Below are 26384 nucleotides of genomic sequence, written 5' to 3' on the forward strand. Positions count from 1 at the left end.
TTGACTTTTATATATAACCACACCGGTGTGGTTATATATAAAAGTCAAGCCCCGCCTCACTGTTGCATCATTGCCACACTTGGTTTTATTCTATTGTCAAGCTATTTTTTATTATTCTCGTCATTTTTTTTATTTGTGTCGTCGCCTTGCCTGTATTAGCTATACTATGTTTTATTTAAGTATTACTTGGCTGCTGCAAGCCGTCGCATCTCTGCCGATTTCGCAATCCCCACATGCAAACCTGCATAGGTTGTGTAAATTAAATTGCCCTTGTTTTTATTTTAGTCTTGACTTCTCTCCGCCGCGCCCGTAGGCTGTTCCCATCAAACCGGAAACCACGCCTATGACCGATGCCCCTTCTCTCAATCCAAGCCGCTTCCCTGCCCTGCGCGCGGCAGCGCGCAAACCAACATCGGACAAAAGCATGTGCCCGGCTTGACTGGCCTCGGCTATGTGATCCCAAACCGCCCGTATCGGCAGGTCGAGTATTGGCAGCATGGCCAGCGCATAGACCCTGAAATTGGCAAGGCTATATCTGACAGGATTCTTTCTGACTTCATGCGAGAAAACCCATTGCCAACCTAGATTATAATAAACGCATCTTGTATTGTGTTTATTATATTTTAATGGCAGCCAGCTATTGAGCGCTTTGTGCGTTCGAATTGAGGTAAGTCACCATGAGCAACAACACCCCCGAAAAATCAGCTCCGAAGCGTATGGGACGCCCCTCTGTCGTCGCAGATGCTATCCCTCAGTTCGTTGAAGCAGTGAGGGTAATCGAAGATGGTTACGATGATCTGTGGCGGAAAGAATGGGATGAGCGCATCGCAGGCAAGGCGATCTCCACGCGAGCAGCTTATGTCTCCAAGTACAGGACAGCCGTCAAGGACGCCCTCGGAAGTCGTCACCCGTCTCTGCCGCACATCAAAGTGCTGGATCGCACCGAAAGCGAAGAGCAGCTTCGCACGTACACCGCCCGCTCTAATGCAGGGCGGCCGGGCACCCGTCGCGAAGCCATCGAAACATTCACCCTGCACACAAAGCTTTTGAATGACGCTCGCGAGCTAGCCGTCAAAGAAGGGAAAAAGACCCAGCGACAGGCTGACGCCATTTATAAGCGCTCGCTTAGCAAGCTGTGGGCCTCTGAAACCGAAGACTGGCGCGGGAATATCAAACCGACGACGATCCTTTCCACAACCACCCAATACCGCAACGCACTTCGGGAAGCCAACTTTGGCGATGATGTCACCCTCTCGGTCATCATCGCTCCCGAGGATGTTCAGAAGGCCGTCTCCACTGCCTACCGGGATTCCGTAATTGAGCAGCACAACGAGCTAATCGCTGTCCCCCACTGGTTCGAGATGGTCGAGGCCGCCAAGAAGGCGATGCCCGAAACAGACGCGAGTTGGTCAACGCTCCAGCAGGAAGCGCAAAAGGCTGCGGATTCCGCCAAGCGGGCCGATCTCGTTCGGTATGGCGTTGCCTTGGGCCTTTTAACCGGTCGGCGCCCTTATGAAATCTTTTGCCAAGGCTCTATTGCTCCTTTGCCGCTGGCTTTGGAGGGCGTTGCTGGACGCGGCTATGAGAGCTGGCGTGTCATGTTCACCGGACAGGCCAAGACGCGAGGTCGAGAAGGCACGCAGTTCGATCAGGCCTTTCCCATCGCCACGCTTGCCCATGCGAAGGACGTGATATTCACGTGGACCGTTCTGCGGTTGAGCAAAGAGGGGCAAGTCTGGCGAAAAATGTCCAATGAAGAGTTCAAGAATGACCTTCTTCGTGTCCCGAACCCAAATGCGATCTATCCAGCCATCAGGGATGAGCTGCTAGGCCCGCACTGGCCGAAGCCGTTGCCGGGCGATAGCAAGAACGCCATCGAGGGGAAGAGGCTGACCGCCAACAATGTTCGTTCCCTTTATGCGGAGATTGCCGACAATTTTTTCCGCCCGAAATCGAAGTCCAAAGCTGCCTTCTTCGCCGAAGTCCTCGGCCACACCGAGAAAGATATCGAGACGGCCTCGGCGTATATGAAATACTTCCTGCCGGACCAGAAGTCCGCAGGTCCGGGCAAGCGGGTCAAGGGGCGTCTATCGCAAAAGATCACCAACCGACTGGACGAGCTGGGCTTACCTCATGAAACGTCAGATGCGGATAGCGAAGAGGCATGAGCATGGCCAAGGATAAGAACCCCAAGGTTGCCGGACAAATTCTTGACGTAGGTGGCGAGCGGATAGCAATTATCAGGGGACCCCTCGCCGACGCTCTCGATATCAACAATTGGAATATCGTGTCCGATACGACCACCAAACGCTCCCCGGAGGAAGAGGCAGCGGCAAAGCAAAAGCTGGAAGATTGGGAGCGCCACGTCAAAGCGAACCCGCCCAAGCGCATTGTGTAGCGCAGGGTGAATCACGCATAGGATATTATTCCTCTTGACTCTTGCCCTCCGTTGGGTGTTCTCTTTTTGTTCTCATGACAGAAAGTGACCCCTCATGCGCAAGCCGGAGACGATTGAACGGCTCTATTTGGATTTTGATGGCTTCTTCGCCTCGGTTGAACAGCAGTGCGACAAGCGCTTGCGAGGGAGGCCGGTGGGCGTCGTGCCTTTCGAGGGCACAGACAGAACAGCGGTGATCGCCTGTAGCCGAGAGGCAAAGGCCTACGGCGTGAAAAACGTTATGCCCATCAGCGAGGCCAAGCGGCTTTGCCCGGAATTGGTTCTGGTGCCTCAGAAGCCGGACCTCTACCGACGCGCCCACAACGCGCTCTTGTCCGAGATCGAGACCATAATCCCTATCGATGCAGCGAAATCCATTGATGAGCTGACGTGCCGACTTGATGAAACAGGCCGCTCCGATCCGGTTGGTCTCGCAACAGCCATCAAAGACACGATTGCGGATAATATTGGGCCTTGGATTACCTGTTCCATAGGTTTTGCGGCCAATCGACAGCTCGCGAAAATTGCTTGCAAAGAAAGCAAACGGTCTGGTCGCCAGTACGGAAACGGACTGGCGATCTGGCGGCCCGAGGATCTACCCGCACCATTGTTCGCGGTTCAGATGGAAGACATACCGGGCGTCGGTGGGAATATGGCCAAGCGGCTCTATCGCGCCGGAATTTTCACAACCGAACAGCTCTATGCGGTCGAGCCAAAACACATGCGTAAGCTGTGGGGCAACGTTACCGGTGAACGTCTTTGGTATGCCTTGCACGGCTATGACATACAGGCTCCGGCATCTAGTCGAGGCATGTTCGGCCATGGCCGTGTACTGCCTCCCGAGTCGAGGTCTATCGACGGTGCTCATGAGATATCGCGCCTCTTGCTGATCAAGGCTGCGCGCCGCATGCGGCGTGAGGCCTTCTATGCCAACGGCTTATGGCTCTGGCTCTCCATCCGCGATGATTCTTGGATGGGAAAGCGCCGCCTCCCTGTCGTCAATGACGATCAGGCTATACTCGGGGCGCTATCTGAGTTGTGGAGTCAGGTCCGGCGCAAGTTTCCTCGCGGCGTAACCATTTTCAGAATAGGTGTCACCCTCTACGATTTGTCGCCTGCAAACGAAAGGCAGCTCGATCTTCTGCTAAACGATGATCGCTTGCGCCAGCGCTGGGAACGCGCCAGTTCGACCATAGACAGCCTGAATGCTCGGTACTCCAATACGGTTGTCAGCCTCGGCCACTGGAATCCGCCCAAGAGCGGCCATGTCGGCGGCAAAATCAGCTATACGCGCATACCCTCTGCGGAGGACTTCTGGTGACTGGATGGAAAAGTAAAATTCGCGTCAGCGATCTAGCTGATAATCAAAAGCTGGAGGTTCGCTGCCGGAAATGCGGACACGTCCACTACCTCGTGCGTGAGACGATCTGCACAACACCAGAGCGCGAATTTCTGTATCTCGATGAGCTTGAGCGGGAAACCTCTTGTCGGGCGCGAGGCTGTCGCGGCCCGGTGAGACTGTCGATGGTGCGCCTTGACGAGATGAGTGGTTTTGTTGGCGGCCTAGCTTAGCCACGCAAGCTGCTGACCAATCGAGAGTCCCTTCATCGGAACGATGGCACGCTCGCCTAACCAATCGGAGATCGGCTGTCGATATCGCACACCGGCCAGCATCACGATCTGCGCGTCATCACCATGCCCTCGTTCAATGAGTTGCGCCACGACGCGATCACCCCATGCGCGCCGTTGGTGAGCGCTCATGGTTGCCAGTGTTTGATCATAGGTGTAGCGGCTTGCCAACATAAGCGCCTCTGCTCGCAAACATCGGCATTTTCTGCTCGAATTATCTGACAATGGAGCGGGCGTCGTGCTCACGCTCTTTGCCAATGTGCTCGCAAACATCCGGGTCTGCTTGCAAACATCCCCCACGTGCTCAGATTAATTGCCAGCGACGGCATGGTCAAACCGGGACGCCTGCCTGTCGTAGTTGCTCGGTCAGCTGACGGGAATATTCGGGATCAAGGGTGCCCGCCAGGAAGGCGCGGATATCCGACGGCCGAGCATTGAGGTGCGTGACCAGAGCCGTCGCATCGTAACCATTTCGGGTCAACGTCGGTTCGAGATCGTCGATGGCGCGGGACAGGACCTGCTCGACGATTTCGGCGGTAACCGGCTTGGTGCCGAGGCGAAAGCCCTGCTCGAATGCGAGGGTGAGATGCATCTCGATCTGAAGCGGCGTGCGCAAACGTTCGGCGATGAGGTCGATGGCTTCTTCCTCGAGGAGTTCGCCAACCTTTACGCCTTCGGCCGCACAGGCGCCAAGCAGCCAGGCAACATAGTCGCGGCGCGCGGAGCCGATCCCCTCGTAGTCAAAAATGGTCGTGCGGTAGCCAATCTCCTCCATTTGCGGCCGGCGCAGATCATTGCGCAACCGGGGATGCCCGACAAGAAGTACGGAAAGGAGCACGCCGGCGTCGGCGACCACCTCCATCAGTCGCTTCAGGCCGGTTAAGGTCTTGTGGTGCAGGTCATGGGCCTCGTCGACCACGAGGACGATCGGCCGTTTGCCTTTTTTCATGATGTCGCGCAGGTCGCGCTCCCGGCGCTCGGCCTGCTTGGGGATCTTGACCTGCGCACGATCGCCGGGAGACAAGTCGTAGAACAGGGCTTCAATGAGCGATGGCAGCGAAGTGCGCCGCTTGTCGACCGCCAGCGATTTGGCGAGTGCGACCTTGCCGGCTTTGGTGAGTTCGGCCTCGATGCGGCGCAAAAGGTGGGTTTTCCCCGAACCGACCAGGCCGGAGACCACGACAAGCCGACCGGTCTGGACGGCCGCACACACCTCGCGGATGATCGTGCGCTGATGCTCGGTCTCAAAGTTGCCGGCCCCTTGGAAAGGCCGGTCGAGGCCGTAACTGGATTGAACGTCAGCGAGCATCATTCTTCCTTTCTTCGCGCCTGGAAGCGTTCGCGGATACGGGCCGCGATCATCTTTTTGTCGAGTGTTTCTCCAAGCAGTTCATTGATGAAGGCGCGGTCACCGGCATTCATCGCGCCGATCGGCCGGCCGAGCTGGTCGGCGATGGCCCCACGGGCTGCGAGGCCATTTGGATAAGCGGTCTCTATTGCGGGTTCCGGAAACGGTGTCCGCCGTACACTCAGCCCAGCCGTGGTCGGGGGCAGCGAAGGCAATGGACGATCCCCGCCGGTGACCGCGGCGCGGGGGAGCCCAAGTTGGTCTGCCAGGCGCACCACCTTGTCGAGCCGCTCTTCGAGCTTGCTCTTCTGGTATTTGCGATAGCGAAAGAGGGGAACCGCCCCGCGCGAAGGTTGGAATGGACCGAAGCGCTTGCCCTCATGCTCGACGAACAGTTCCTGATCGAACAGGCCCCAGAGCAAGGTCACCGTTTCGCCGGCAAGTTCGGGCTCGACCTCATAGGATGCGCCTTCGACCGATACGGTCGCGTCTCCAGCAACCGTCCGTCGTTCCGGTTCGCGCGCAAAGGCGCAGAACCGCTCCCAGGAGCACATCGCCCGCACCCCGTCAGGAGGAAGATGCCGCAGCCAATCCTCGATGCGTGCATGAGACTCTGTGCGATGGTCGCCGTTATTGTAGGTGACCAAGGCGCGCCTGAGCCAAAGGTTGGCTTCCTCTTCGTCCTTCGGCTTGTGGAAATGATAGAGGGTCTCGTGCACTTCCTTGATCGTGCGAAACGGCCGCTCGACCTTGCCTTTCGCTCGCGCCGGCGTGCGCCGCTCGCTGTCCGACGGGGGCATATGCGTGAGAACCCGGACACCAAGGCTACCCATGACGGACTGGAAAACGCGCGAGCGGCTCACCGGCCCGTTATCCATATGGATGGTCGTTGGAATCCCCTGAAGCGGCAGTTCCGGTTCAGGCTTGGCGGCGAAGGCATTGTAGAGAAAGCGCAAGGCGGACTCCGCGTCCTCGCCGTAGACGGAGCGGTATTCCTGATAGCTCGCGCCGGAGCGATCATCGACCACGGAGAACAGCATCAGCGTCGGCCGGCCGCGCCCTTCCTCGACCCAAAGCGGCGCTTCCACCTGCTTCAGGTCGGACGGGCTCATGTCGAAGTGCCAGAGTTCGTTGGAACGCCGCGCCTGGAATCGGACGGCAGCCACCGGGCGGGTGACGCGCGCATAATCCAGGCCGGAAACACGCAGCAGCCGATCGACCGTTGCGCGTTTCAAGATGCCGGGCGGTGCACGGACCAGGCCATCGGGCGTCACCACGCCGTCTTCCTCAAGCAGCTTGATGGCGCGCGCCGTGGAGATATGCCGCCCCTTCCGGTTCGCCGTTCTGATCTTCAGGGCCGCGATGATTTCGGCATAGGTTTCCATCTCCGGCTGCGGGGCGATCCGGGAGGTTCCGTGATCGGCGCGCCGTACGGATTTCGGGCGGTTCAACTCCCGCAGCGCCCGATACAGGGTCCAGATCGAGATGCCGTAGGCATCGGCGGCACGAGCAACAATCTCGGTACGGCCTGGATCACGGGGAGAAAGCAGCGACAATCGGCGTCGAAGATCGACAAGAGCCTCTCCGGGCGGCCGCTTTCTCCGCTCAGCCATGGACGTCCTCGGATTCCACTGTTTTGGGAGAGCCACCCTTCTTGCCGATATGACGATAGAGGGTTGCAACAGAAACCCCCATGCGCTGCGCAATATTGCGTACCGGTATGCTGCCTTCCTTCATCAGGGCGCGCGCCGCGGCAATATCGCCCGGGCGCATCGCGGGCGGGCGGCCACCCTTGCGGCCACGTTGCCGCGCCTCGACCAGTCCAGCCGTCGTGCGTTCGCGGATCAGAGCACGTTCGAACTGGGCGATCGCACCGAAGACATGGAAGGTCAGCATGCCGCCCGGCGTCGTCGTATCAATGCTCTCGGTCAAGGACACGAGCCCGATCTTCGCGCGCTCCAACTCTTCCGCCGTCGCGATGAGCTTCTTTAGCGATCGCGCCAACCGATCGAGTTTCCAGACAACGAGCGTGTCACCAGTGCGAAGCACGTCGGAGAGAATTCGGCCCAATTCCGGGCGGTCATCGCGAGCGCCTGACCCGCGCTCGGTAAACACCTTCTCGCAACCGGCGCGTCTCAGCGCCTCAAGCTGAAGCTCCGGATTTTGATCGATCGTGCTGACCCTGGCGTACCCGACCCGCATAGCCATCCAAATGTTCTTGAAAGTCGTTGGACACATAGCATTTTGCGACAACCGTTTCTATAACAGTTTTGAGAAGATTCCATCGCGCCATTCAAGGGGCGTGACGGCATGCGCTATGGCATGCTCAAAAACCCTCGTTTATGACAAACGATCCATGGAAACCAACTATGTGTCTGACGGCCGAATATTCGCGACATGGAGCAGGGAACCTTACGCATCGAAAATCGGGCGGTCCCCGATCTTGTCCCCCTTGTATGGGATACTCCGGGAATTGAGGCGGCGATACCAAAGGATGCGGTCGGCCAGGCCGTTACCATGTTCGAGCCGCAGGAATGCGCCAACTACTTCAAATCTTGCGGATATGACCCCGAGTAATGTGGACGTGCTCTAGGTCACCCAGAGGGGCGCTCGCATCGAGTATAACCTTAAGCGCGATTGCTTCCGGTGAACCATCCTCCATATGTACGGGATGTACAGCCCACACAGACTTTTCGAGAACCACATTCTCAACAGAAACCTCATAAAGCCTACCCGACGCGAGCTCATCGAGGACAGTGCTCCTCATCACGATCGAAATGCCGAGACCAGCTCGAACTGCATGCTTCACAGCCTCAGTGCTCCCGACATTGAATGAGATTGGGAATTGCTCTGCCGCTTGGCCGAAGGCCTCGCGGAGCACGGATCCGGTACCGGTTCCACGTTCTCCGCCAATGAGGGACTCTTGAAATAACTCTGCCGCTTCAATTGTTTTTCGCGTCCTCCAATTATGCTGTGGGGATACGATTATTACCAGCTTTTCCTTCCGCCAAAGGCGGGCTTGATATCCTTTTCGATCGTCCCACCATTCGGTAAAGGCTAGATCAATCTCCTTCCTCAAGAGCTTTTCGATGATTTCAGGATTTGAGGCAACGGCCACCTCAGGTGGCCGGCCTTGAGCATCCTGTAAACGCTTCAAGTGGACTGGCAAAATATAGGTACCGATGTTAGTACTGGCACCCAACGTAATCCGGCCGCTGTGCAGGCGGTCCAGAGATCTCTTCGTGACGGTCAAAAGGCTGCGTGCGAATGGCAAGAATACGAGCCCTTGCCGAGTCGGCACACACTTGTCCTTCCTCCTCTCGACCAGCCGCACCCCTAGTATATCCTCCAATCGTTTCACATTATGTGAGACAGTCGGTTGGGATATCTGAAGCCGTCGCGACGCCTCGTGAAAGCTGCCAGTTTCGATTACCTCTATGAATGCTGCGACATGCGAAAGGCTAAACATTACTTTCTCTAATCAAGGAATTAGTTGAACCTCGTTAATTGCCGCACGAGGTCTTCGGCCTTGGACAAAATCTATAATGTTGTCAGCAGCCTCGTGCTCGATAGCCAAACGCGACTTCGCCACTGCTGAGCCTATGTGGGGTGTCAAGATCGAATCATGTTCGCGATTGAGGAGACCCCCGTGGACCTTGTCAGGCCGGTCGGGTCTGGCCCAGTCCTCCATCTCATAAACATCAGCGGCGTAGCCTCCCAAGCGCCCCGCCTGCAATGCAGCGACAACAGCCTCTTCATCAACCACGCTTCCGCGTGCAGGATTAATAAGAAGTGCTCCTTTGGGCATTTTGGCGAGTTGTTCAGCGCCGAGGAGATGCTTCGTTTCGGCCGAAAGCGGGAGTGCACACACAAGAAAGGTAGACGACGAGATCAACTGGTCAAATTCAAGAGGCTTTACGTTCAGTCTGATCTCATCGGCTTTGTCCAGGGATTGACGATCCCAGTACGACACAATGGCGCCGAAGGTACTTAGGCGCTGTGCTATAGCTTTTCCGATCGCTCCCATCCCTAAAATGCCGATTGCTGTGCCCTGCAGCCCAAGGCCGTAAAACCGAGGGCGCCAACCTTTGTAATCCCTCCTGACGCTCTTGTCGCCTGGCAGAATGTGCCGCCCAAGAGCAATCATCAGACCGATTGTAAGTTCGGCTGTCGGGTCAGTGAGAAGATCGGACACTATCGTGACGTGGACTCCACGCTGCGTGCAGGCTTCGATGTCGAAGTTATCGAAGCCTTTCAGCGCACATGCCACAAGTTGAAGATCGGGAGCGTGCGCGAGTACAGACGCGTCGATCATGTCCGGCATGAACGCCATCATCGCCTTGGCGTCGCTCAATTCTGCGAGCAGTTTCTCGCGGGGCCATGTATCATCAGTATCGTTGCAAACTAAACGAGCGTGGGGAGATAGCTTTGAGATAATCTCCTCGTGGACGCGATGGGTGATTACTACCTTTGGGAGCATTTAATTTATCCTTCTATTGCAGCTGGCGGCGGAGGAGAGCGCCGACCTGGTCAACGATGGTGACCATCAGAAGGACAACGAGCATGATCGCAAGAACCTCCTGATAATTCATGATCCGGAGGGATGTCATCAACTCGAAACCGATACCACCAGCTCCCACAGTGCCCAGGATTGTCGAGGCGCGGAAGTTGTACTCCCACCGATAGATGGTCACATCGGCCAATTGCGGTAGAACTTGTGGCAAGATCGCCCGCGTCACGATCTGGAACGGCGACGCACCAGCTGCGCGTGCGGCTTCTATAGGCGCATTATCGCAATGCTCGATCGCCTCCGCAAAGAACTTGCCCACCATGCCAACCGAGTGAAGACCAAGAGCCAGCACGCCTGGGAGCGCTCCAAATCCCACTGCCGCCACGAAGACGATGCCCATAATCAGCTCCGGGATCGACCGTAGACCATTCAACAATCCACGCGAGATCATATAGATGACAGCGTTGGGTGCTGTTTTCCCTGAGGCGAAAAAGCCAACTGGAAGTGATATCAGTACCGCGATCGCAGTCCCAGCTATACTCATCGCCAGAGTGTCGATGAGAGGGCTGATCCACTCCAAGCCTCGGTTGAAATCCGGGGGAAACATTTCCGTACCGAGCTGCCAGAGCGCAGGAAACCCAGATCCCAGACGCTCCAGATCAAGAAGACCGGAGTGATAACTGCTAACAATGATCACACACGCAATTGCCAACGCGATCACGCCAGCTCTGGTCCAAGCTTTGTTTTGATGTTGAAGGATAGAGTCGTAGTCGGCCGACGGCTGTGTCATCACATATCCTGGAAGAAAGGACGCAGGCCAGCGCCTGCGTCGAAAGGTGAGAAACTGTCTCGAACGCGCCTTACTGACTCAGGTCCAAGTTCAGCACTTTACCGAGCTCACGGACGACGTCGTAGGCTTTGTCATCGATCGGAGCGAACCCATCGGCTTTGAAGGATGCCAATACCTTTTCGTCTTTAAGGTCGATGAAGGCTTTGGTGATCGCCTCTTTCAACGAAGTGTCAAGATCCGACCGCATGGTCCAGGGGTACTGCGGGAACGGATCGGACTCGGCGAGGGCGATAACTTTCTTAGGATCAATGGTGCCACGAGCGACCATTGAATTGTAGATGGGCAACGAAAGTCCGCCAATCTGAGCATTGCCATTCTGCACTGCAATAGCCACGGCATCATGCGACCCTACGAAGTTCTCGCTATAGTCTTTTCCAGCCTCAACTCCGGCCTTAAGCAGCATAGATTTCGGGATAAGGTGGCTTGAGGTGGAAGCCACGTCCCCAAACGCGACCTTTTTCCCTTTTGCATCTTCAAGGCTTTCGATGCCAGCCTCTGCATTGGCGACAACTACAGCGCGATAGGTAGTTTCGCCATCCTTCATAAGTGCTGCGAAAGGCTCGATATCAGCCTTGGTTTTCGCGAGCGTGTAAGAGAGCGGCCCGAAATAAGCCAACTCAAGCCGGCCGAAACGCATCGCTTCGATCATTGACGAGTAGTCGGTCGTTACGATCAGTTCAATCTCCCGACCGAGTGTCTTCTCAAGATACTCCTCGAGAGGACGATTGTTTTTGATGACAGTGGCGGCGTTCTCGTCCGGTAGCAACGCGACGCGCAATGTCTCTGGATTTGAGCCAGCATGCGCCAACGAACTCCAGCCAAGAACGGCGAGGAATGCGAGGGACAGAAGCTTCTTCATAATGCGGCCTCCATGGCAGCTAAAGGTTGATCATACTCGTAGTTGGACAAATCTTGTGTTGTGGTCGGATTTCTTGGGGCGCTGCGGTAGATCGACGCACACATTTGATCGGTCAGTTCGTCGACAGCGGCGTCCGCAACCACTTCCCCGTCGCGCATAGCAATGACCCGGTCGCCGAACCGGCGAGCTAGATCGATCTGATGAAGGCTGATCACAGCAGTGATGCCGTCGGCTGTGCATATTTCGCGAAGCTGCGACAGGACCTCGACAGCCGTTTCAGGGTCCAGACTTGCAACGGGCTCATCTGCAAGGACCAGTTGGGGCTTCTGGACCAGCGCGCGCGCAATGCCCACCCGTTGCTGCTGACCGCCGGATAGTTGATCCGCCCTGACGAGAGCCTTATCAAGAAGGCCTACGCGTTCAAGGCATTCCAACCCCAGCCTTCGATCCGAACGCGGCATAGGGAACAACGTACGCCAGCCAGAGTGGTAGCCCAGGCGGCCCGTCATGACGTTGTCGAGCGCGCTCAAGCGCCCTATGAGTTGGTGCTGCTGGAATATCATCCCAGTTCGCCTTCGGTGAATGCGAAGCTTAGTTTCCGCATCCAGAGCACCAATATCGTTAGAAGTGATCGAACCAGACGTCGGCGCAACCAAGCCGTTGAGTGTCCGGATGAGGGTAGATTTGCCTGCGCCGGATCTACCGAGGAGCACGACGAACTGACCCTGGTTGAACGTCAATGTCGTTGTCTTCAAAGCTTGGGTGCCGTTGGCATAGGTCACGGCAACTCCGTTCAGAGCCAGCATCACAATAATCCTGATCGTTAGTGGTGCATCGATTGAATATTTGCATCACTATGGGCGACATATGACGTCCGTTTATCAGGCTCGTGAAACTTCAATGACAGCACTTAAACTCAGCTCTACCTCCTCGCGTAGCTGCGATGGAGAAATTTCACCCAGAGCCGCCTGATCATGACGGCCCGGTCCCAATTCTACACCACCTTGACGGATGCTATCCCATATTCGGCCAGATAAACCGGCCCTTCTCCAGCCGCCGGGTAAAAAGGCAGGCGCCCAGACCATCATGCCAGATGATCTTCAAAATATCCGATCTGCGGCCCCTGAAGACGAAGAGATGCCCTGACAACGGATCATGCTGCAGAACCTCCTGCACCCGAAGCGCCAAGGAGGGAAAGCCACAGCGCATGTCCGTATATCCGCGCCTTCCTGGCGGGCACCCTTGATCCCGAATATTCCCGTCAGCTGACCGAGCAACTACGACAGGCAGGCGTCCCGGTTTGACCATGCCGTCGCTGGCAATTAATCTGAGCACGTGGCGGATGTTTGCAAGCAGACCCGGATGTTTGCGAGCACATTGGCAAAGAGCGTGAGCACGACGCCCGCTCCATTGTCAGATAATTCGAGCAGAAAATGCCGATGTTTGCGAGCAGAGGCGCTTATGTTGGCAAGCCGCTACACATAGGGAGCGACAAGATCATCGGGATCGACAATCCCATGCAAAGCTGAGAGCACATACCAAGGCGCTTGTCGCGCCTCGACGTATGCCCGAGCTTTCCTGAACCAAACAGACTGATAGAGGTTGGCGGCTCGCATTGGCTCGCTCGCCTTTGCTTTAACACAAGCTACCAAATGCAACGGGACAGCCGTTTCGCCTAATGGCTCACCCTGTTTCCAATGATCGAGCATTCCAGTTCGCCCTTACATATTGCCATATCTTTAGTGCTTGACATTTAGCCCGCAATCATTCGTAATGTCAATCGACTGGTGAAATTCCGCCCGGAGGCAAACATGACGAAGAAATACGTTGTGGTCGAAAATGCAGGCTATGAACGTGAATGCGATGTTCATACTGCAAACAGCTATAGCGATGCCCTGAAATGGTGCGATAACCATTACGAAGAAGATGAGATCGAGACGCTTCACGTTGAAATCGCCCGCGAGTTGCCAGATGGCTCTCGGACCTACGAAATCTAATGCCGGATTTTCAGAATGACCGTCGCAAAGATCATTGCCGATGCTTTGGCCGTTCCGACCCGTAACGACAAGGCCCTGTTTAGCGCGGTGCGCGCCCTCGGACTCACAATCAGTAAGCAAGATGGCGAATATCGTATCTCTCGACCCAATCTTACTCGGGAGCGTGCTGAGGCAATCGCATACTACACGAACGACCGGTTCGATGCGTGGGGCACAGCAGAAGAGATGGCTCGCGATGCTGGTATTCTCGACGCCAAGCCGGAGGCAAAGATATGACCGATGAATTTCTGCTTGTTTGGTTGAGCAAGGAAGAAAGTTCCGCTTATGGCGAGTGCCGTGGCGAAGCCTTGGATCGTCTTATTGCAAAGGGCTTTGCCGAGGTCGGCCCTACACCGCCCGGCCGCGACAAGAATTATGCGCGTGTCAGATTGACCGACGCCGGGCGCGAAGCTCTTCCCGAAGCGGAGTCACTGTGATGACAGATTTCAACGGCCCTGCCTCCGTAACCGGGCAGCACGGCAAGGCAATGCAGAAGGGCAGTGGGGTTCTATACAACACTGGCAGCGCCGATGTTCGTGCCCGTATCGAGACAATGCACCGCGATGGCAGCGTAACGGTGCGGGCACTTTTCTATCACAGAGATGGCAAGGACGTGCCGGGCTATCTCGGCTTCAAATACCGCCTTTGGCCTGATGACCCACAAATCGGGCTACGGCCTCTCGACCCTATTTGACGGAGACCCATGTGCCTTGGAAGCTGAAACGAGTACGCCAGTGCGAAAAATGCCCGTGGAAGGTTTCGACCGACCCGCATGAAATCCCGCATGGATATTGTGAAACGAAACACCGCGCTCTTTCCTCCACCATCGCGGACAACACGGGCAACTTAGCTGCGGTGCTCGGCCAAGCTCCCTTGCGGGTGATGGCCTGTCACGAGCACCCAGCGGAACACGAGGCCCACTGTGTAGGCTGATCGACTGGTTCGGTCCTATTGAGGGGCTGGGAAGTGTTCACCATTGGCGGATTGCAGATCCCGCGCCTGATGATGGTGAGCGCGAAGCTCTGCCTCTAGCCGCATAACTCGAAGGGATCGCGATGCCTGTTCTCGGTAGTGTCGATTCAAAAGGGGTGCTTCGGTTTTCGGGCGACATCAATGATTGCCGCACATTCCTGAGATCGTTCGGTCTGGAGTGCACACACAAAGGCTGGGGCAAACCCGGCTGGAATGGAATGATAGAGTTCTGGAAAGGTGAATTTCACGCCGCAGCGTGGCGAGATGACACCGACAGATCAACGAACGTAGGGACACATGAAAAAGGGACAAATAGCCGGAGCAACGGCTGATGACGAAAGCATCTCAGCGCTCAACTATTGCGCTCACGCGATTGAGGATTTGAAGCGCCTGAACGCGCATACGCAGCCTGACTTTGTCCAATCCAAGCGGTCGGTCAGCGCAGTGATAGACCTGCTGCAAGCATCAGTGAAGTTCATCCTGCCAAACTGCGGCGCGCTCCTCGATGTGGATTCATTTTCACAGTCGCATCTCGATCTGCTCAAGCTTCCCTATCCTATCGTGGCTTTCGAGATACCATGGAAGACGGATACTTTGATCGAATCCATAGGCGGAATTAAACAAGTAGTGGCTTCACGCCGCATTGCCCTTTGCTGGGAACCAGAGGCTACGCCTCCAGCTCTGCGAGATTTTGGCCTCAATACTATTCTCGACCACTTCCCACAGGGTGGCGTCTTTGTCTTGCCTGTCACCTATTTCGACAATCACAAAATGTGGACCGTCGGGCTGGGCGGCGCATTCATCCCCTATGACAACAGCTTCACGCCGATAGACGATGGTCGCCTCAACTCGCTCTCTCACCGGTCGTACGAGGCGCTGAAAGAGGTAGGTCTGATCAGCAAGAAAGTCATGAAATTTGACAGCGAGCCGTTCATCATCCAGCCAGAACACTTCGAATCCATGTTTCGGCACAATCCCGAGGAAGGGTTCTACTCGATTTCCAGCGATACCCGCGACGAAGCGTTGGCTCTCCTCCAAGCCTGTGCCGTCTTGAATTGTGAGAACGTCGAGACCGCAGATGTCGAACCGAGCGCCAAGCTCAACAAGGCGCGAATCGCCAGCGGCAAGCAACCGTTCTTTTCCTACAAGGTGCTCACATTATCCGCAGAACGGCCGGGCGGCCGTGCCTCTGCCGATGGAGCTGGTGGCACGCATGCCTCGCCGAGAATGCACCTGCGGCGCGGGCACATCAGAAGGCTTGAGCACAAAAGCGTTTGGGTCCGTGCAGCTATTGTGGGATCGGCGGCGACCGGCGTTGCGCAGAAGGACTACGTTGTTCGGCCAGCTAAAACTGTCGAGTAAAAACCATGCAGTTCGAGTTTGACGATGGCGGCCGGGCAGCGGCAGGCTTCAAAGGTAGTGCGGGAGATTGTGTCTGCCGCTCAATAGCTATCGCAACAGGGCTTCCCTATCGCGAGGTCTACGACGCGCTCAACAACATGGCCGAGGGGGAACGTACCGGTAAGCGGAAGCGCGGCCGATCCTCGGCGCGCACAGGTGTCTATAAGGCCACCTATCGGCGCTATCTTGCCGATCTTGGATGGTGCTGGGTGCCAACCATGCAGATCGGGACTGGATGCACGACACACCTTCGATCTGACGAACTGCCCTCCTCCGGCCGACTGATCGTATGCGTCAGCAGGCACATGACCGCCGTGATCGACGGCGTTATCAGGGATACGCACGATCCATCCCGTGATGGTACACGATGCGTCTACGGCTATTTCAGGATGGAATAAAGGGTGCGCGGCTAGTCACCCTCTCCCGGCTTCCTATAGCTATCTGACAACCTCTTTCCATCATCCAGCAGAACACAGTCCCAAATTGCTTCCAGATCATCTTTGTGGACTGACGAGCATGAGGAAAGGCTGTTTTGGTCGATGGGAGCTACCGTAGCCAACCGGGAAGCAATTTTTTCCAGCCGCTCGATGCATTCGCTTGCGGTCTCATGCGGTGAGGGATGTGCGTGGCAGTAGCGTTGAGCCGCACCTTCCTTCGGCCAGTAAAATGCTACGAGGGAGACCAAAAAGAGCACCACCACTACCGTCCAGATGCGGTGAAGCCGCTTTTCCGGTTTGGAAACTGGCTGTCTAACGCCATAAAGGCTACCAAGGATAGCTTCCACTATGCTGCCAAGCGTCAAAGCCGTCCCCTACTTGGTATAGATGTGCGGCCGACGCTGCCTATCCTCACGAAGCAGGATCGCCCCGAAATTCCGGCGTGCTCGATCAACCTCGGCAAGCGCCATCGGTATAAGCTCACCCGTTGACGAACTCAGGGCTTTGATGGCGTCCTCATATTTGCGCTGTGCGATCCGCCGAGCCTTCGAAGCATCTGGCGGAAGGTAGAGATTGAAGCCGTTCGGCCTCGTGATCCTGCGGTCAAAATCTGAATAGCTCATCTCACAAACTTTGCCATTACCTTTATGTTTGACATTATGCCTTATGTCGTGTCATATTTTCAAGCCTATCGAATGGAAACCCCACGATGCTCAATCAAAACCCAAGTCCAGCAGATTACAAGCGCGCCGCAGATATGAACATCTGGGCCGCAAAGATGATGCGGTTACAAGGGAATGATCGCGCGGCCGAGGCGCACCTAAATTTGGCTGATCTGTATATCAAGCAGGAGTTGCGCCGTTCCGCCAACCCCAACGCCGGGAGAGATCGATGAAAGTCACCGTTGTAGATCGCGATTTGCAGAGAGACCTTTGGGGGAATGGCTACCAAGCCATTGATCAAGTTCTGACCACAGTCGAAATCGCAGATACTTGCCCCTGCTGCGGCGAAAAGCGCGGCAAACCTCACTTGGAACGGTTCTGCGAAGATGGGGAATGGTATTCCGTAAGCGTCTGGTCGAATCCCTGTGGGCACGTCGATAAGTATGGCGCAGTGATCGAGGAAGCGCGCAACCTCGAACTTTCGAACTTACCGGAGGCCTTGCTATGATCATGTACGAACGCGCAGCCGCCGTTATGGGCTGGAAATGGTCAGCAGCCCATGATGGCTACATCAGCGAAAGCCTCAAAGGCCGCAATGGTGCGCCCTTATGGAGCGACTATCATGTCGCGCCAGATGCGGAACAAGCTTGCTTTCTCGACGGCATCGAGAGCCAAGAGCAAGCGGCGCAATTCCTCAAAACTCGACAGGCCGCCTGATATTCCAACGCACGGAGGAAGAATGCGCTTCACCGAAGAAGAGATGGATAAATGCAGAGCCGCGATGGCAAAACCAGCGCCGCTTGATGCCTTGCGGTTGATCGCCTCTGGCCGCGTGCTGATTGAGCTGACCAAAGATAACCGTCATCAACTACGTATCCTTCTGCAACAGCGACTCACCGCACGATGAAAATATGGCGCTCGGACATATATACCGACCATCGGCCGGGCATAGAGTTTGCCCTCCAGCTGGCACTGATTCCAGTTCAGCGTCTCGGGCGGGGTCAGGCCGAGGATGCCGATCGTTACCGGCAGCACCCTGCCCCCGGCGCTGCGCAACTCACGGTTCAGCAGCACGAATGGCGCGACAAAGCCCCGATCCTGCAACGGGGTCTCGCCCAGCCGGGTCAGCATATTGGCCGAAACCACCGGAAAGCGCGCCGCCTGCAGCGCCTCGCTCAGATGCCGCAGCCCATAGTCGAATTCGTGATTGCCAAGCCCGACCGCATCATAGCCGAGCGTATTGAATGCGGATTACGAACGGATCTCGTTGGATATCCGGTTCAGCGATCTGCTGCGCTGAAGAGGTCAGGCTGCCACAACGCAGCGATTGCGCCCGTTCTTCTTGGCCGCATAGAGCGCGTCATCTGCCCGCGCCATCCAATCATCGCGGCTTTCACCCTCTCTGTGTCCAGCTATTCCGATGCTGAGAGTGATACTGCCGCCGGCAATTTCGGGCAAAGCGCGGGCCGCAACCTCGGCGCGAAGGCGGTCGGCAAACGCCAGCGCACCTTGCTCGTCCGTAGTGGGCAAGAGGACTGCGAACTCCTCCCCTCCAAGGCGCCCGAAAGCATCCGTTCGCCGCAGACTGGCCTGAACCGTCGCAGCTAAGCTTTTGAGCACAAGATCGCCAATCGGATGCCCGAAGGTATCATTGACCGATTTGAAGCGGTCAAGATCGATCAGAAGCAACGTTGCCGTCTGTTGCTTTTCAAGCAGGCGGTCCATGCGATCCACGAAAGCGCGGCGGGTCAGGCTGCCCGTCAGGCTGTCCTGTCGCGCAATCAGCCGCAATTCCAGCTGCGACATTACAACCTTGGCGAAACTCGCCAGTACGGCTTCGTCCGCAACGCTGTATTGGCGCGGTTCGGTGTCGAAAACGCAGATCGCGCCGATGTTATAGCCATCGGGGCTGGTCAGAGGCGCACCGAGATACGAGCGGATAGAGGCATCCCCCGTCACGAACGGGTTGTTCATGAAGCGGTGGTCTACGGTGGCATCCTCGACCGCGAGCGGTCTGGTGGCACGGATCGTATGGTCGCAAAAGGCATCTTCCCGGGCGCATTCGAAGACCTCCAGCCCCGCGGCTGCCTTCATCCACTGCCGGTCAACATCGATCAGGTTGATCGCAGCATATTTGGTTTTGAAGATGGACTTCACCAGAGTGACGATCTCGGCAAACTCGACTTCGGGCTTCGTATCGAGGACCTCATACCGGCGAAGAGCTGCAAGTCGTGCCGGTTCGTCGTTCAGATGGAACATATGCTTTATACTTATTGTCCTGACTCCAAGACCGCGACCAGATCTGCCTCGTAGCTGCGCAGTTCGGTCATCGTTCAGGCTTTCGGCAGCGGCCAGACGGCAGTGTCGTGGTCGGGATGCTGGTTGGAAACGACATCGGCGACGAACTCGGCACCTTCGAAGCCCTCGTCGGTACGAACGCGTTTCAGAGAAGCGAGGCCGCCGGTGAAGGGTAGTTCGGCCTCGACGCCATATTGGACGGTCGGAGGCAGAGCCGCCGGATCGTCAAAGGCGCCGCCGGCGATCGACGGCTCAAAGCCATCGGCCTCATAGGTGAGCGGCGTGCCGCAATCGGCGCAGAAGGCGCGCGAGACGTGGTTGGACGAGCGATAGAGCTTGCGACTCCCGCGCGTCCAGGTGACGCCCCCCACCTCGAAGGCCACGAAAGGGGCGAAATAGTTGCCGACGGCTTTCTGGCACATGCGGCAGTGGCAGATCGATACGGAAGAGACCTTGTCGCCATCGCAAGAGAAGCGGATGGCCCCACACTGGCAGCCGCCGGTCAGAATGGTCATGGCGTTTCCTCCCGATGCTTTGGACCGACATTCCCCAAGTGGCCTGCCGCTTGACTTCAAGATCGCCTGATTTTGCTCGCTGGGCAAGCGTTTTTCGCCCCGAGCGGTGTCTGTCGTCGCGCAAACGGCCGAAGTCGGGTGGATCAAGCCTCGAACCCGCAGCATTCTGGCCCGGCAGAGCCGCTTTTCCGCGCGGCAGACGGACCTGTCCTGCCGCTTTCGTTCAGCTTGGGCATGGATCGTGGTCATGCGCATGACGGAGGCGTTCGAAGACGGCGGATGGCGGCAAGGACGGCCCGCACCATCGGGCCGGTGACGGCGACCTCGGCCAACTGGAAGGTAATGGCGCGGGCGTGGCGGACGACGCGGGCGCCGATCTTGATCAGCTTGAGTTGCAGGCTGGTCAACGACCAGTCCGCCATGGCCTCGGGCAGTTCGATGCAGCGCAGGAAGGTTGCCAGGTTGTAGGCCAGCGCGTGCAGTTGCAGCCGCACCTCGTTGTGCCGGAACTTCCGGCATGACAGCCGCGTCCAGCGAAAGGCATATTTGCCTTCCTTGATGTGCTGCTCTGCGGTGCCGCGCTGGTTGTAGAACCTCACCACCCAGTCTGGCTCCATCGGCAGGTTGGTGACGATGAAGCCGACTTTGGGGAACAGCTCGCCCGGATGCCATTCGATCTTGGCGATGACGCGGCGCGGCTTGTCCCAGGACGCCGCCTGATACTCGAAGTCCTCGAAGAACCGTTTGACCTTGGTCAGCGAAGGCCGTCCCACGGGCCGTGTCAGCCGATGCGCGATCTTCTCGCGCAAGACGGCGTTGGCGGGCAGACGGATGGCGTAGAAGAACCTGGCTTCTTCCAGCCGCATATAGATCGCGGGGATCGCGTAGGCAGCGTCGGCCCGGAAGAAGCGTCCACCAAGGTCGCGGCCAGCATATCGGGCAATGACGGGATCAAGGACATCCCGCCAGCCATCGGCGCTGTGGACATTGCCGTTACGCAGGGCGCAGCGCTCCAGCATGCCAAACTGGTTGAACAAGAAGATGGGGTGATAGCAGGTGCAGTCGAAATGCCCGTTCCAGGCAGCACCTTCCTGATCGCCGTGGGTGGGGCTGACCGAGCTGTCCATGTCCAGCACGATGTATTTCAACCCGTTGCGGTCATGAAACCGGTCGATCCATTGGCCGTTCAGATCGGCCAGCGCCGCCCGGTTCGCGGCCAGAGCCAGCGTCTCGGTCTCGAACCGTCCCATCTGCGATGCCGAAGCAGCTTGCGCCTCGACGGCCCTGCCGCCAACGACCTGACGCATCACGGGATCGAGGGCCAAGCGGTCGGCATCGTTCACATCCTCGTATCCGGCCAGTCGTCCGAACACCGATTGCCGGAACAATCCGTCAAGCCGATGGAGCGTGTTCTTCCCGGTGCGGCTGTCTCGCAGCGCCTCCGACGCCAGATTGGACAGGCCGAGCACGTCATCAAGCTCGCGCATCACCAGCAGGCCACCGTCTGAACTGATCTGCGCACCACGGAACTCCAGACGCACACGGCGGTCGAAATCAACCCGATCTCCCCGCGCCAAGCCCGCACCCTCCAGGTGATCCATGAAACGCGCCCCTCGCAGCCGTCAACGCCATGATTTATATGCGAAATATCACGATTACGACAGCGAAATCAGCGACTTACTTGGAGAATGTGGGTTCATGACAGACGGGGCCGAGAGGTCGGGGCCGAGCTATTCGGGACCGATCCATCACGGCCGGTTCGCCAGTTCGCGCCGGGAAGCCGGGAGGATGCAGCCTTCCTGCTCGAAACGCAGCCGGGCACCACTTACACCGCTTCGCTGAAATATCAGGAAATCGTGCTGGTCAAGGATGCGATGGATGCCCTCGCCTACGCCGAGCAGCGCCGGGACATCGGCAGGATACCGGCGCTCGTTGCCTCTACCGGAGGCCTTCGCAGCTCCCTCGAAACTCACATTGTTTCTGATCTCGCCCGCCAGTCGGACAAAGAGACGGGCTTATATACCCGCTATGCTATCGCCTATGACGCCGACGAGGCAGGAGACCACGCGAGCGATGCATTGGCTGGCTGGTTCAGTGAAAGCCGCCGAGTGCATTGGGCAGTACGGCGGGAGAGACCGGCCGAGACAGACTGGACGCAATCGCTTGCCTCGCAGCAGGGGACCGAAATCAAGTTCCAGCAACAGCCGTCATCGCTATCCAGCTATACGATTGATTTCTAGCCGCCCTCCTCCGGGCTAGATGGCGGCATAAGCGGCGATCTTTCTCAATCGATCCGCCATCGCATGGGCGTCTAAATCCACGTCCGCGCCGGTCTCTTCAAGCTTGGCCTTCACATCCTCGGGAAGTTTCGTCCAAAGATCGGCGAGTTCGACACCAATCTCACCCCACAGGTCCGCCGCGTTGTTGAGAGCGGCGGCACCGGGATTCGCTGCATTACCTGACATGAAGGGCTTCTTTCTGCTTGTTAGAACGAGGGGCCGCCAAAGCTGTAGCTGCGGCTGGCCGAGGGCGCTTTCTTCTCTGCCTCGAAAGCTGCGTCGTCTTTCCGAAGGCGTTCCTCAAGTACCGCGTCGGCGACCATCTTGATCTGCTTCGACCAATAACCGGGGTCCATCTCATTCTTCGGATCAGCGCGGTCGATCAATTCGATAACGTCAGGCGTGAAATGCCGATAAGCACTCTGAAGAAGACGGTCTACCTCCTTCAGCTTTTCTGCAATGGCATTCAGCTTTTCAGCCGCTTCGTACTCATCGTATTTTTCTGGCATTTTCTGCCTCTTCTGGAGCCAAGCTCCATTTTGGACGTTCTAGCGTTTGATATCCTCGCCGCAGAACCACAAAACGTCAATATTTCGAGCTGCGCGCTTTGAACAGTTTGACATTCGAATGGAACGCGGCACCATTGTATAATTCGGGAGCCATAGGATGTCACTTGATCAGTTTTTAACGTTAGCACCAGTCATCGTAATCACGGCAACTTTCGGCTTTGTCGCCTTCATGGTGAACAAGCTGGTCAACAGCGGGTATGCAGCCAAAAAGCAGGAAAAGGGCAAGGCGGGCCAACAGCCAGTTCCACCGCCGATGGGAGAGGCCCGAGTAGTCGCGGAAATGTGGGATGTTATCCTCGTGGCCTTTTTGCTGGTCGCGGACGCCGTAATAATGGTCTACGCGCTCACGCTTGGGCCGTCTGATCCTCGCCAAGTCCACGGCTTGATGTGGACCACGGTCGCCTCGCTGGCGCTAGCCGCCTACGTAGTGTGGCGGGTGCACCTGATCGTCAACCGGACAAAGTAACCAACTGACATTCGCCTCGACCTACTCCACCGACATCGCAGTGCGGTGCGGTGCGGTGCGTCGGAGTGATTTATCTCGACATTAATTTTGTCATATGAGATCAATGTGTAATTTAGAAACCAGTCGAGGATTCCACCTTTGTCAGAGAACCCGAAGGAGCCAATTTCACGGTATCGGCTTTCGCTGATCATCTTCGTCAAGCCGATCCTCACCGCTTTAATCGGATTTGGCCTGCTGGTCTGGATATGGATAGGGCAGAAGGACACCCTTTATCGCCTTATGATCGATGTCGGCGGGCCAAACTTTACCAACTGGTACGCTGCCTTTTATCCGAAGCTGATTTTTTACGGCCGGATCGCAACCTCCCTCTTCTCGGTTTTCCTGTTTCTCGTGCTTTTCCAACGCCTCATCGTCTATCTTTCAACCGAGCTGCGCGTGTTTGACGATGCTGTGCTGTGGCGCACTGGTTTTATCCAGCGCAACGTTTTCACCATTGCCATGCCCGAAGTTATCGGCGCGAATTTCAAGCAGTCCGTCTTGGGCCGCCTGCTTGGTTATGGCTCGATCATGATCAGCTCTCGTGGCGATGACCAGATCGCGGCCCACATGATCAGCGGCGCTCCCGCAGCCTCGGCCGAGATCATGGCTCTCAAAGCCAAGGCGTAGTGCCTAGACCTTGACCACTCATCAGCGATCAATCCCGTCTATCGTGGCGTCCATACGCTGAGGAAATAGAGCACAAGTGATATCCCCACAGCCAGAACGATCACCCTGAGCGCTTCTTGCAGCCAACTCTTGCGATAGTACCGTGCACCGGCCTTCATCGTCTTAGAGATCAGCTCCTCGGTATTCCGATCAGCCATATCGTTTCATTCCATGCTTCCACAGTGCTACTCGTGCCAGAGTCGCATGCTTGCCGCACTTACAGACGAGATGCGGGGCAAGCTCCTCCAAGGGCTTATCGAGCGCGCGTTCAGGCAACTCCCTCAAAGGTTTCAGTACGACTCCGCAGCAGATGATTTGGAGATGCGTGTAGCCCTGATCCTTCATTGCACTTGAGACGGTTCCTGTATTCGCCATGGCTGTCATCACCGGTATATTGCCATTTCTTTTGTGCTTGACATCCTGCCCGCAAGCATGAAAATTGTCAATCAGAGAACAGCCCAAGGAGGCGAACAATGTCCGGAACCATGATTGTGATCGATGCAGATGGCCATCGCGACGAGCGTACCCTGAAAGCGGCTCCAAAGCTGGAAGAGCTTCAAAAGATGGTCGGCGGCTATATCCAGCTTGTGCCTTCCTTCAACCGGGTCGCCCATAGCAGCGGCATGCAGAAATGCGTCGTCCTTTGTAATGAGGATGGAAAAAACCTTGATATGCCGGTCAATCAAGAGGCCACTCGACTTTGGCAGTTATCGGCAGGCTCCCAGCGTATCTATGATGTTTTGGTCGGACCTATCGTGATCCTCTTCGGCGATCACGCCTTCATGGCCGAACTTTAGGGACAGGATCGAGATGACTGACATAGCGCCCTATCTCACGCGGCCCACGGCCATCGTCGGAACAACCGGCGCTGGAAAGACCTTTGCCGCAAAGGGAGCCGTAGAGACCCTGCTGAGAGAGAAGCACCGCGTCATCATTATCGATCCTACCGGTGTATGGTATGGGCTAAGGGCGGGGGCGAAAGGCTCGGTAAAAGGTGGCTATCCCGTTCTGATTTTCGGCGGTGAAAACGCCGACATAGAAATCACTCCCGACAGCGGGGACCATCTGGCATCGACGCTGGCCGTCCGTGACGTGCAGGCGATCATCGACGTGTCCGAGATGACCGGGAATGAAAAAACCCGCTTCCTCACCGACTTCCTTCACCGGCTCTACGCATCCAACAAAGCCGCTCTCCATCTGATTGTTGATGAAGCCGACGAGATTGCGCCACAAAATCCGATGCCCGACGAACGCCGCTTGTCGGGTGCGTTCGATAAGATCGTGCGGCGTGGCCGGGTTAGGGGCTTTCGGCCCCTCATGATCACCCAGCGCCCCGCCGTCTTGCATAAAAACGTGCTCTCGCAGATCGGTACGCTGATCGCGCTCAAGCTCACCAGTCCACAAGATCGGAAAGCCATTGAGGATTGGGTTCGCGGTAATGCCGATCTCGATCAGGCGCGTGCGGTCATGCAATCGCTGCCGTCCCTGAAACAAGGAGAAGGCTGGATTTGGTCACCAGAAAGCAATGTTTTGGAGCGCGTGCGGTTTCCCGCGATCAAGACCTTCGATTCCTCACGCACGCCGAACAGCGGCGAGAGCGTCGTTGCCCCCGCCCTCACTGATGTCGATGTCGCCGAATTGCGAGCAGCTATTGCCACGCTCTCTGAAACGCCTGCGCCATCCAAGGCCAAGCGCAGCTCGGCCGCTGATATCGAGGCGGCCGAAAAACGCGGTTATGAGCGAGGTCATGAAGCTGGATATGAGGCCGGTCTGGCGGCCGGTTGGCGACAGGCCATGGATCGCATCTCTGCCGCGATCTCCGCTATCGAAGCCCCCAAAACGACACTCAGCGTAGCGCCCTCACCCATGATCCTATCGGAAAAAGCTCCTCCGGCAGGCCGGAAGAAGGAGAAGGTTGTTCGAACTGATCAAGGGAACGGTCTGAAAGGTCCGCAGCAGATCGTATTGAATGCGTTGGCGTGGTGGAGCGCTGCCGGTAATGACGCGCCGACGAGGCCGATGCTGGCTGCGGTATGTGGATGGTCGATCCGTAGCGGCCACTTGAAAAATGTTCTAGGAGAGTGCCGCTCGTCTGGCCTACTGGATTATCCCTCAAAAGGCACTGTGGCACTCACCAAAGAGGGCCGGGCGCTTGCAACCGTGCCTAGCGGTAACTTGGAAGATCGGCTGCTCAATCTTCTGAATGGACCACAACGCTCGGTCTACTCCGCTTTACGGGGTAATGGCGCTCTCAGTCGCGCCGATCTGGCATCCGCTCTTGGCTGGTCTGCCGAGAGCGGGCATCTGAAAAACGTGCTCGGAAGTCTCCGAACTCTCGATGTCGTGCGATATCCGAAAACTGGCGAGGTAGACCTTACGGAATGGGTCAGGGGCGATGCGTGAGCAGCCTG

Annotated in this window: 35 protein-coding genes; 18 read left to right on the forward strand and 17 right to left on the reverse strand. The window is 56.9% G+C overall.

Annotated features, from left to right (window positions below; genetic code table 11):
- Positions 1-677: 677 nt before the first annotated feature.
- The 3 genes from ABWW11_RS24150 (at position 678) to ABWW11_RS24160 (ending at position 3758) form a co-directional block, all read left to right on the forward strand.
- A complete protein-coding gene (locus tag ABWW11_RS24150) occupies positions 678-2168 on the forward strand; it encodes a protelomerase family protein (protein WP_256886244.1) in 1491 nt (496 codons plus the stop codon).
- 2 nt (positions 2169-2170) lie between these two features.
- Positions 2171-2398 (forward strand): hypothetical protein, encoded by a 228-nt coding sequence (locus ABWW11_RS24155; RefSeq protein ID WP_256886245.1) that lies wholly within the window; start codon positions 2171-2173, stop codon positions 2396-2398.
- Between the two features lie 94 nt (positions 2399-2492).
- A complete protein-coding gene (locus tag ABWW11_RS24160) occupies positions 2493-3758 on the forward strand; it encodes a Y-family DNA polymerase (RefSeq protein WP_256886246.1) in 1266 nt (421 codons plus the stop codon).
- Positions 3759-4000: 242 nt separating this feature from the next.
- Here the strand turns inward: ABWW11_RS24160 and ABWW11_RS24165 are convergent, their stop codons facing one another.
- The 11 genes from ABWW11_RS24165 to ABWW11_RS24215 form a co-directional block, all read right to left on the reverse strand.
- Positions 4001-4240 carry a DUF6884 domain-containing protein gene (locus tag ABWW11_RS24165; protein WP_353411748.1) on the reverse strand — a complete coding sequence of 80 codons (240 nt, stop codon included), beginning with the start codon at positions 4238-4240 and terminating at the stop codon, positions 4001-4003.
- A gap of 157 nt (positions 4241-4397) precedes the next feature.
- On the reverse strand, positions 4398-5378 hold the full coding sequence (locus tag ABWW11_RS24170) for an ExeA family protein (protein WP_006470275.1): 981 nt from the start codon (positions 5376-5378) through the stop codon (positions 4398-4400).
- Positions 5375-7027, reverse strand: coding sequence for an IS481 family transposase (locus tag ABWW11_RS24175; RefSeq protein WP_003501095.1), 1653 nt, complete (start codon positions 7025-7027; stop codon positions 5375-5377). The genes ABWW11_RS24170 and ABWW11_RS24175 overlap by 4 nt, the downstream gene beginning before the upstream one ends.
- Entirely contained in the window at positions 7020-7622 is a 603-nt protein-coding gene (locus ABWW11_RS24180; protein ID WP_003501098.1) for a recombinase family protein, read from the reverse strand. Before ABWW11_RS24180 ends, ABWW11_RS24175 begins: the two co-directional genes overlap by 8 nt.
- A 340-nt stretch (positions 7623-7962) precedes the next feature.
- On the reverse strand, positions 7963-8883 hold the full coding sequence (locus ABWW11_RS24185; RefSeq protein WP_003501100.1) for a LysR family transcriptional regulator: 921 nt from the start codon (positions 8881-8883) through the stop codon (positions 7963-7965).
- 12 nt (positions 8884-8895) lie between these two features.
- Entirely contained in the window at positions 8896-9894 is a 999-nt protein-coding gene (locus tag ABWW11_RS24190) for a phosphonate dehydrogenase (protein ID WP_003501101.1), read from the reverse strand.
- Positions 9895-9907: 13 nt separating this feature from the next.
- Positions 9908-10714: a phosphonate ABC transporter, permease protein PhnE gene (gene phnE / locus ABWW11_RS24195; protein WP_006473411.1), complete on the reverse strand. Its 807-nt coding sequence runs from the start codon at positions 10712-10714 to the stop codon at positions 9908-9910.
- 70 nt (positions 10715-10784) lie between these two features.
- Positions 10785-11633, reverse strand: coding sequence for a phosphate/phosphite/phosphonate ABC transporter substrate-binding protein (gene phnD, locus ABWW11_RS24200; protein WP_003501103.1), 849 nt, complete (start codon positions 11631-11633; stop codon positions 10785-10787).
- Positions 11630-12439, reverse strand: a complete 810-nt coding sequence (gene phnC, locus ABWW11_RS24205; RefSeq protein WP_006473175.1) for a phosphonate ABC transporter ATP-binding protein — start codon at positions 12437-12439, stop codon at positions 11630-11632. Before phnC ends, phnD begins: the two co-directional genes overlap by 4 nt.
- Before the next feature lie 208 nt (positions 12440-12647).
- Positions 12648-12941 (reverse strand): IS66 family insertion sequence element accessory protein TnpB, encoded by a 294-nt coding sequence (tnpB, locus tag ABWW11_RS24210; protein WP_080600525.1) that lies wholly within the window; start codon positions 12939-12941, stop codon positions 12648-12650.
- A gap of 167 nt (positions 12942-13108) precedes the next feature.
- The gene (locus ABWW11_RS24215) at positions 13109-13342 is read right to left on the reverse strand and encodes a DUF6884 domain-containing protein (RefSeq protein WP_353411754.1); all 234 of its coding nucleotides are present in this window, start codon (positions 13340-13342) and stop codon (positions 13109-13111) included.
- Between the two features lie 102 nt (positions 13343-13444).
- Between ABWW11_RS24215 and ABWW11_RS24220 the strand changes: the two genes are divergently transcribed.
- From ABWW11_RS24220 to ABWW11_RS24245, 6 genes are all read left to right on the forward strand, one after another.
- Positions 13445-13630, forward strand: coding sequence for a hypothetical protein (locus ABWW11_RS24220; protein ID WP_125271577.1), 186 nt, complete (start codon positions 13445-13447; stop codon positions 13628-13630).
- 15 nt (positions 13631-13645) lie between these two features.
- Positions 13646-13906, forward strand: a complete 261-nt coding sequence (locus ABWW11_RS24225; RefSeq protein ID WP_125271578.1) for a hypothetical protein — start codon at positions 13646-13648, stop codon at positions 13904-13906.
- Positions 13903-14106 (forward strand): hypothetical protein, encoded by a 204-nt coding sequence (locus ABWW11_RS24230; RefSeq protein WP_125271579.1) that lies wholly within the window; start codon positions 13903-13905, stop codon positions 14104-14106. Before ABWW11_RS24225 ends, ABWW11_RS24230 begins: the two co-directional genes overlap by 4 nt.
- Complete coding sequence (locus tag ABWW11_RS24235; RefSeq protein ID WP_125271580.1) at positions 14106-14363, forward strand: hypothetical protein; 258 nt, start codon at positions 14106-14108, stop codon at positions 14361-14363. Before ABWW11_RS24230 ends, ABWW11_RS24235 begins: the two co-directional genes overlap by 1 nt.
- Positions 14364-14938: 575 nt before the next feature.
- Positions 14939-16003, forward strand: coding sequence for a hypothetical protein (locus ABWW11_RS24240; RefSeq protein WP_125271583.1), 1065 nt, complete (start codon positions 14939-14941; stop codon positions 16001-16003).
- Between the two features lie 5 nt (positions 16004-16008).
- Positions 16009-16440 (forward strand): hypothetical protein, encoded by a 432-nt coding sequence (locus ABWW11_RS24245; protein WP_256886248.1) that lies wholly within the window; start codon positions 16009-16011, stop codon positions 16438-16440.
- An 11-nt stretch (positions 16441-16451) separates the two neighbouring features.
- On the opposite strand, the gene ABWW11_RS24250 is transcribed toward ABWW11_RS24245, so the two are convergent.
- Entirely contained in the window at positions 16452-16844 is a 393-nt protein-coding gene (locus tag ABWW11_RS24250; protein WP_256886249.1) for a hypothetical protein, read from the reverse strand.
- A gap of 344 nt (positions 16845-17188) precedes the next feature.
- Here ABWW11_RS24250 and ABWW11_RS24255 point away from each other — a divergent pair, with 344 nt between their 5' ends.
- Genes ABWW11_RS24255 through ABWW11_RS24270 form a run of 4 tightly spaced genes read left to right on the forward strand, consistent with a single transcriptional unit; the run spans position 17189 to position 18048 of the window.
- Entirely contained in the window at positions 17189-17374 is a 186-nt protein-coding gene (locus ABWW11_RS24255) for a hypothetical protein (protein ID WP_256886251.1), read from the forward strand.
- Complete coding sequence (locus ABWW11_RS24260) at positions 17371-17649, forward strand: hypothetical protein (RefSeq protein WP_256886252.1); 279 nt, start codon at positions 17371-17373, stop codon at positions 17647-17649. The genes ABWW11_RS24255 and ABWW11_RS24260 overlap by 4 nt, the downstream gene beginning before the upstream one ends.
- A complete protein-coding gene (locus ABWW11_RS24265; protein WP_256886253.1) occupies positions 17646-17858 on the forward strand; it encodes a hypothetical protein in 213 nt (70 codons plus the stop codon). Before ABWW11_RS24260 ends, ABWW11_RS24265 begins: the two co-directional genes overlap by 4 nt.
- Before the next feature lie 22 nt (positions 17859-17880).
- Positions 17881-18048, forward strand: coding sequence for a hypothetical protein (locus tag ABWW11_RS24270; RefSeq protein ID WP_256886254.1), 168 nt, complete (start codon positions 17881-17883; stop codon positions 18046-18048).
- 398 nt (positions 18049-18446) lie between these two features.
- Here the strand turns inward: ABWW11_RS24270 and ABWW11_RS24275 are convergent, their stop codons facing one another.
- The 3 genes from ABWW11_RS24275 to ABWW11_RS24285 form a co-directional block, all read right to left on the reverse strand.
- On the reverse strand, positions 18447-19400 hold the full coding sequence (locus ABWW11_RS24275; protein ID WP_256886255.1) for a sensor domain-containing diguanylate cyclase: 954 nt from the start codon (positions 19398-19400) through the stop codon (positions 18447-18449).
- Positions 19401-19474: 74 nt separating this feature from the next.
- Positions 19475-19954, reverse strand: coding sequence for a GFA family protein (locus ABWW11_RS24280; RefSeq protein WP_256886281.1), 480 nt, complete (start codon positions 19952-19954; stop codon positions 19475-19477).
- A gap of 245 nt (positions 19955-20199) precedes the next feature.
- The gene (locus ABWW11_RS24285) at positions 20200-21555 is read right to left on the reverse strand and encodes an IS1380-like element ISPme1 family transposase (RefSeq protein ID WP_012112698.1); all 1356 of its coding nucleotides are present in this window, start codon (positions 21553-21555) and stop codon (positions 20200-20202) included.
- 87 nt (positions 21556-21642) lie between these two features.
- Between ABWW11_RS24285 and ABWW11_RS24290 the strand changes: the two genes are divergently transcribed.
- Positions 21643-22194: a toprim domain-containing protein gene (locus ABWW11_RS24290; protein WP_256886256.1), complete on the forward strand. Its 552-nt coding sequence runs from the start codon at positions 21643-21645 to the stop codon at positions 22192-22194.
- A 15-nt stretch (positions 22195-22209) separates the two neighbouring features.
- Here ABWW11_RS24290 and ABWW11_RS24295 read toward each other — a convergent pair whose 3' ends face one another.
- Positions 22210-22419: a hypothetical protein gene (locus ABWW11_RS24295; protein WP_256886257.1), complete on the reverse strand. Its 210-nt coding sequence runs from the start codon at positions 22417-22419 to the stop codon at positions 22210-22212.
- A gap of 20 nt (positions 22420-22439) precedes the next feature.
- Positions 22440-22742, reverse strand: coding sequence for a hypothetical protein (locus ABWW11_RS24300; RefSeq protein WP_256886258.1), 303 nt, complete (start codon positions 22740-22742; stop codon positions 22440-22442).
- Between the two features lie 157 nt (positions 22743-22899).
- Here ABWW11_RS24300 and ABWW11_RS24305 point away from each other — a divergent pair, with 157 nt between their 5' ends.
- The 4 genes from ABWW11_RS24305 to ABWW11_RS24320 all read left to right on the forward strand — a co-directional run bounded on the left by ABWW11_RS24305 (position 22900) and on the right by ABWW11_RS24320 (position 26376).
- On the forward strand, positions 22900-23268 hold the full coding sequence (locus tag ABWW11_RS24305) for a hypothetical protein (protein ID WP_256886259.1): 369 nt from the start codon (positions 22900-22902) through the stop codon (positions 23266-23268).
- 138 nt (positions 23269-23406) lie between these two features.
- The gene (locus ABWW11_RS24310) at positions 23407-23934 is read left to right on the forward strand and encodes a PH domain-containing protein (RefSeq protein WP_256886260.1); all 528 of its coding nucleotides are present in this window, start codon (positions 23407-23409) and stop codon (positions 23932-23934) included.
- Between the two features lie 512 nt (positions 23935-24446).
- Positions 24447-24770 (forward strand): DUF3846 domain-containing protein, encoded by a 324-nt coding sequence (locus ABWW11_RS24315; RefSeq protein WP_256886261.1) that lies wholly within the window; start codon positions 24447-24449, stop codon positions 24768-24770.
- 13 nt (positions 24771-24783) lie between these two features.
- The gene (locus tag ABWW11_RS24320) at positions 24784-26376 is read left to right on the forward strand and encodes a helicase HerA domain-containing protein (protein WP_256886262.1); all 1593 of its coding nucleotides are present in this window, start codon (positions 24784-24786) and stop codon (positions 26374-26376) included.
- Positions 26377-26384 lie beyond the last annotated feature (8 nt).

This window comes from Brucella sp. NBRC 113783, assembly GCF_040372265.1.
Lineage (GTDB): Bacteria > Pseudomonadota > Alphaproteobacteria > Rhizobiales > Rhizobiaceae > Brucella > Brucella teleogrylli.

Excerpts from the sequence above, each read along its gene's own strand:
- ABWW11_RS24270 (WP_256886254.1), top strand. The coding sequence starts at position 17,881 with ATGCGCTTCACCGAAGAAGAGATGGATAAATGCAGAGCCGCGATGGCA.
- ABWW11_RS24290 (WP_256886256.1), top strand. The coding sequence starts at position 21,643 with ATGTGGGTTCATGACAGACGGGGCCGAGAGGTCGGGGCCGAGCTATTC.
- ABWW11_RS24280 (WP_256886281.1), bottom strand. The coding sequence starts at position 19,954 with ATGACCATTCTGACCGGCGGCTGCCAGTGTGGGGCCATCCGCTTCTCT.
- ABWW11_RS24285 (WP_012112698.1), bottom strand. The coding sequence starts at position 21,555 with ATGGATCACCTGGAGGGTGCGGGCTTGGCGCGGGGAGATCGGGTTGAT.
- ABWW11_RS24215 (WP_353411754.1), bottom strand. The coding sequence starts at position 13,342 with ATGCTCGATCATTGGAAACAGGGTGAGCCATTAGGCGAAACGGCTGTC.
- ABWW11_RS24295 (WP_256886257.1), bottom strand. The coding sequence starts at position 22,419 with ATGTCAGGTAATGCAGCGAATCCCGGTGCCGCCGCTCTCAACAACGCG.
- ABWW11_RS24185 (WP_003501100.1), bottom strand. The coding sequence starts at position 8,883 with ATGTTTAGCCTTTCGCATGTCGCAGCATTCATAGAGGTAATCGAAACT.
- ABWW11_RS24300 (WP_256886258.1), bottom strand. The coding sequence starts at position 22,742 with ATGCCAGAAAAATACGATGAGTACGAAGCGGCTGAAAAGCTGAATGCC.
- ABWW11_RS24170 (WP_006470275.1), bottom strand. The coding sequence starts at position 5,378 with ATGATGCTCGCTGACGTTCAATCCAGTTACGGCCTCGACCGGCCTTTC.
- ABWW11_RS24235 (WP_125271580.1), top strand. The coding sequence starts at position 14,106 with ATGACAGATTTCAACGGCCCTGCCTCCGTAACCGGGCAGCACGGCAAG.
- ABWW11_RS24150 (WP_256886244.1), top strand. The coding sequence starts at position 678 with ATGAGCAACAACACCCCCGAAAAATCAGCTCCGAAGCGTATGGGACGC.
- ABWW11_RS24155 (WP_256886245.1), top strand. The coding sequence starts at position 2,171 with ATGGCCAAGGATAAGAACCCCAAGGTTGCCGGACAAATTCTTGACGTA.
- ABWW11_RS24180 (WP_003501098.1), bottom strand. The coding sequence starts at position 7,622 with ATGGCTATGCGGGTCGGGTACGCCAGGGTCAGCACGATCGATCAAAAT.
- phnD (WP_003501103.1), bottom strand. The coding sequence starts at position 11,633 with ATGAAGAAGCTTCTGTCCCTCGCATTCCTCGCCGTTCTTGGCTGGAGT.
- ABWW11_RS24305 (WP_256886259.1), top strand. The coding sequence starts at position 22,900 with ATGTCACTTGATCAGTTTTTAACGTTAGCACCAGTCATCGTAATCACG.
- ABWW11_RS24255 (WP_256886251.1), top strand. The coding sequence starts at position 17,189 with ATGCTCAATCAAAACCCAAGTCCAGCAGATTACAAGCGCGCCGCAGAT.
- ABWW11_RS24260 (WP_256886252.1), top strand. The coding sequence starts at position 17,371 with ATGAAAGTCACCGTTGTAGATCGCGATTTGCAGAGAGACCTTTGGGGG.
- ABWW11_RS24160 (WP_256886246.1), top strand. The coding sequence starts at position 2,493 with ATGCGCAAGCCGGAGACGATTGAACGGCTCTATTTGGATTTTGATGGC.
- ABWW11_RS24175 (WP_003501095.1), bottom strand. The coding sequence starts at position 7,027 with ATGGCTGAGCGGAGAAAGCGGCCGCCCGGAGAGGCTCTTGTCGATCTT.
- phnC (WP_006473175.1), bottom strand. The coding sequence starts at position 12,439 with ATGCTGGCTCTGAACGGAGTTGCCGTGACCTATGCCAACGGCACCCAA.
- ABWW11_RS24165 (WP_353411748.1), bottom strand. The coding sequence starts at position 4,240 with ATGTTGGCAAGCCGCTACACCTATGATCAAACACTGGCAACCATGAGC.
- ABWW11_RS24320 (WP_256886262.1), top strand. The coding sequence starts at position 24,784 with ATGACTGACATAGCGCCCTATCTCACGCGGCCCACGGCCATCGTCGGA.
- ABWW11_RS24225 (WP_125271578.1), top strand. The coding sequence starts at position 13,646 with ATGACCGTCGCAAAGATCATTGCCGATGCTTTGGCCGTTCCGACCCGT.
- ABWW11_RS24245 (WP_256886248.1), top strand. The coding sequence starts at position 16,009 with ATGCAGTTCGAGTTTGACGATGGCGGCCGGGCAGCGGCAGGCTTCAAA.
- ABWW11_RS24265 (WP_256886253.1), top strand. The coding sequence starts at position 17,646 with ATGATCATGTACGAACGCGCAGCCGCCGTTATGGGCTGGAAATGGTCA.
- ABWW11_RS24240 (WP_125271583.1), top strand. The coding sequence starts at position 14,939 with ATGAAAAAGGGACAAATAGCCGGAGCAACGGCTGATGACGAAAGCATC.
- ABWW11_RS24190 (WP_003501101.1), bottom strand. The coding sequence starts at position 9,894 with ATGCTCCCAAAGGTAGTAATCACCCATCGCGTCCACGAGGAGATTATC.
- ABWW11_RS24275 (WP_256886255.1), bottom strand. The coding sequence starts at position 19,400 with ATGTTCCATCTGAACGACGAACCGGCACGACTTGCAGCTCTTCGCCGG.
- ABWW11_RS24220 (WP_125271577.1), top strand. The coding sequence starts at position 13,445 with ATGACGAAGAAATACGTTGTGGTCGAAAATGCAGGCTATGAACGTGAA.
- tnpB (WP_080600525.1), bottom strand. The coding sequence starts at position 12,941 with ATGGTCAAACCGGGACGCCTGCCTGTCGTAGTTGCTCGGTCAGCTGAC.
- phnE (WP_006473411.1), bottom strand. The coding sequence starts at position 10,714 with ATGACACAGCCGTCGGCCGACTACGACTCTATCCTTCAACATCAAAAC.
- ABWW11_RS24315 (WP_256886261.1), top strand. The coding sequence starts at position 24,447 with ATGTCCGGAACCATGATTGTGATCGATGCAGATGGCCATCGCGACGAG.
- ABWW11_RS24230 (WP_125271579.1), top strand. The coding sequence starts at position 13,903 with ATGACCGATGAATTTCTGCTTGTTTGGTTGAGCAAGGAAGAAAGTTCC.